This window comes from Desulfovibrio sp. 1188_IL3213, assembly GCF_036763145.1.
GTDB lineage: Bacteria > Desulfobacterota > Desulfovibrionia > Desulfovibrionales > Desulfovibrionaceae > Desulfovibrio.
Window position 1 is genome coordinate 1 of record NZ_JBAIYR010000280.1, and the last position, 3,112, is coordinate 3,112.

At 60.6% G+C, this 3,112-nt stretch carries 3 protein-coding genes; all 3 read right to left on the bottom strand.

From position 1 onward, the window contains the following. A partial coding sequence (locus V6C16_RS10220; protein ID WP_333543140.1) for a hypothetical protein occupies positions 1–376 on the bottom strand: 376 nt, incomplete at its 3' end. A gap of 21 nt (positions 377–397) precedes the next feature. Then, on the bottom strand, positions 398–1,897 hold the full coding sequence (locus V6C16_RS10225; RefSeq protein WP_333543141.1) for a vWA domain-containing protein: 1,500 nt from the start codon (positions 1,895–1,897) through the stop codon (positions 398–400). A 2-nt stretch (positions 1,898–1,899) separates the two neighbouring features. After that, positions 1,900–2,892 (bottom strand): MoxR family ATPase, encoded by a 993-nt coding sequence (locus tag V6C16_RS10230; RefSeq protein WP_333535626.1) that lies wholly within the window; start codon positions 2,890–2,892, stop codon positions 1,900–1,902. Between the last annotated feature and the right edge of the window lie 220 nt (positions 2,893–3,112).

Here is a 3,112-nt window from a genome sequence, read left to right on the forward strand (position 1 = left end):
CAAGCTGCATCGGCTCGCTGCCGTACGCCTTTTCCAGCGCGTCTTCCATCGCGCGCCGCAGCATGGCAAACGAGGCGTCCACCTCGGGATAACTGTTGTCTTCCCGCCAGGGCAGCACAAGGGTGCGCGTCCAGGCATGCCCCTTGTGCGAGGGGGCTTCCAGCGTGTGGAACGTTTCGGGCGTGTAGCCCGGCGAGCGCTCAAGCTGACCGGGGTAGCAATAGTCCTGGCGCTCTTCTTCCGGCCTGGGAATTGTGGAAACAATGCTCACCACCGGCAGGGCCAGCGCCCGTTCATGGTCTTCGAGCTGCGCGCAGTAACTGAGAACCGGCCGCAGATTCCCTCTTTTCTTGGTGATCTTCCATTCTATACGCATAGCTGCTCCGCTGCTTGGTCATCAATGTTGGGCCGCAGGCATGGGCGGCCGTGTCTGTGTCGTTGGGGCCATAAGGCTCACCAGTTCCCCAAAGGGCGGGGTTTCCGCATTGGCCTCACTGCAAATCCACAGCACGGGATAGTCCGGCTCAGGTGGAAAACGGCTGCACTCAAGGTCGGTAAACCAGATAAGGCAGGTGGGATGCAGATTTTTGTCCGCAATGTGGGCGCAGACCGGGCGATAATCCGTACCGCCTCCGCCCACGGGCATGAGGTCGGTGGGCATGCTCATACGGTTAAAGGTCAATTCGCCCTGAATTTTTGTATCGTGAAACAATACGGTCAGCGTGGTGTCATAAGCGTCCAGCACTGAAAAAAGCTCCGTGCAGAACACGGACAGCACCTTTTCGTCCACAGAACCGGAACAGTCCACAGCCAGAACCACATGCGGCAGGCGGGCCTCGCGACGGGCAGGCAGATAAATCCCCTGATACAGGTAGCGCCTGTTGGGCGTGGACCAGGAGTAATCGCTGTTGGCGCAATGCTCAAGAAAGCGGCGCAACAGTTCGCGCCAGTCCAGTTCGGGCTGCCGTTCCTTGCGGAGCAGGCGCGTCAGCCCCGCAGGCAGACTGCCCATATGTCTTGCCCGCTGCACGGCCTGGCTCAGGGCCACGTCCGCTTCCCGCTCGGCCAGTTTGAGGGCCTGATCGTTCTCCGGTCCGCTCACATCCGGGTGGTCGCGCACCTCTCCGGTAAACGACGTTTTACCCTCGCCCTGCACCGGAGCGCCCCGGTCTTTTTTTACGGTGGGCGTTGTGCCTGCCTGCGCCTGTTCACCCTGTTCCTGCCCGTTTTTTTCCTTTGGACCGCCCCCGGCCCTGGCGGCGCTTTTTCCGCCCAGTTCCTTGCCGCCGTCAAAGGCCCCGGCTCCCGCGCCTTCCTGATCCTGACCGTCGGCCCGGGCAGAGTCACCACGCGCGTCGCCCTTGGCGGCGTTTTCCTGAAGAACGGCCAGCGCTTCATAAATATCGTCGGCCGACATGCCCGCGTAGGCCGGGTCATGAGCAAAACCTTCGGGCAGATCAAAACCGGATTCGAGCAAAATGTGATTGATAGCCAGATCACAGGCCCGGTTCCACATTTTTTCCTCGCGCCCCTTGCGGCGCAGATGATGGCCGAAAGCCAGATGCATGATCTCATGCGCCTGGGCGGCCATCAGCCGGGCTTCGGGCAAGGTGGCGGCATAGGTCGGGTTAAAGCCAAGGCTTTTGCCGTCCGTCCACAGATCGCCGCAGGTTTTGTCCTCCCTGAAGCGCAGGCGCAATGCCAGTGATCCGAAAAATGGATGGTCCAGCACCAGAGCCGTTCTGGCCTTTTTCATTGCCAGCGTCGCTTTGCGTGAAAGCTCGTCACCCTGTGGCGATGAATCGCAACCGCTCCCCGGAGATGACGAGCCAAGCCCGTCCCCCGGAGGCACAGAGCTGTCGTAGGGCCGACGCAGCAGGCCGTTGCGCGCTTTCATGGCTACATCAGCACTTCAGCGTTTTTTTCCGCCCAGCGGGAGAACGCCTCTGTATGCACAAGCTCCGTATCCTGACACACGGCGTCACGCATGAGCAGAACGCCGAATTCCGAGGGCAGCCGTTCGGCATAGGCCGTGAGCGCATTTATGGTTTCGGCGCTGGCCCTGAGGCTCAGAGCTTCACACATGGCGTAAAGAGCCGCCGGTTCCATCGGCACAGCGGCCGAGGCCGGGGCCGCCAGCACTTCATCCACGGTGGGCAGCTCGCGCCAGACCGCAAGAAAGCCCATAAATTCAGCCGCTCCCGCTGCGCCCACAGTACCCTGGAAAAGCTCGTATTCCACATCCTGGTCCGGCGAAGCATCAAGAATGCGCGAGACAAATTCCCACGAACGGGGCGAAGCGAATGCTTTTTCGGATTTTTGCGGGTCAAAATCGTGCAGCAGCCGAGGCCTGAATCGCAAAAACGCGCACACTTCAGCCCGTATGCCCGCCGTCTGAGCCCAGGCAAGCCAGTCGTCCAGGTTGGCGTCAAACTCCAGGTGCACCATGCGGTTGGCAAGGGCCGAAGGCATGCGGTACGAAACGGCCTTGTCCTTTTCGCGGTTGCCAGCCGCCACAATGGCCCAGCCGTCAGGCAGGCGGTACTCGCCTATGGCGCGGTCCAGAATAAGCTGATAGCAGGCGGCCTGCACAAGGGGCGGGGCGGCGTTCAACTCGTCCAGAAAAATTATGCCTTCTTCCGGGTCTGAAGGCGTGGGCAGAAATGCCGGAGGACACCACACGGAAAATCCCTCATCGGTGATGCGGGGCAAACCGCGCAGGTCCACGGGGTCAAGCAGTACGGCGCGGATGTCGCGCAGGGGTATGCCCCGTGCCGCTGCCGCCTGGGCTACAATCTGGCTTTTGCCCACGCCCGGCGCGCCCCATAAAAAAACCGGCTGACGAATCGAAATGAGAGAATTCAAGGCGGATACAATTTGCGAAGGTGTCATGGCATTCCTGTAAGCTGGTGTCGGCTGGTGGTAGTGGATGCCTGAATGCTGCACTATATGAAAATGAAAGTCAATGTCATATAGAATATGATCAACGCCTCCCTCGCCGGCAAAACGCCAGACGGCAAAAGCCGCCCGGCAGCGGGCGGCTTTTGATTATCAACGCGGTTTACGCTTTTATTCAGCCAAGCACGGCCCTGGCCTCGGCCAGCCGGGCCTC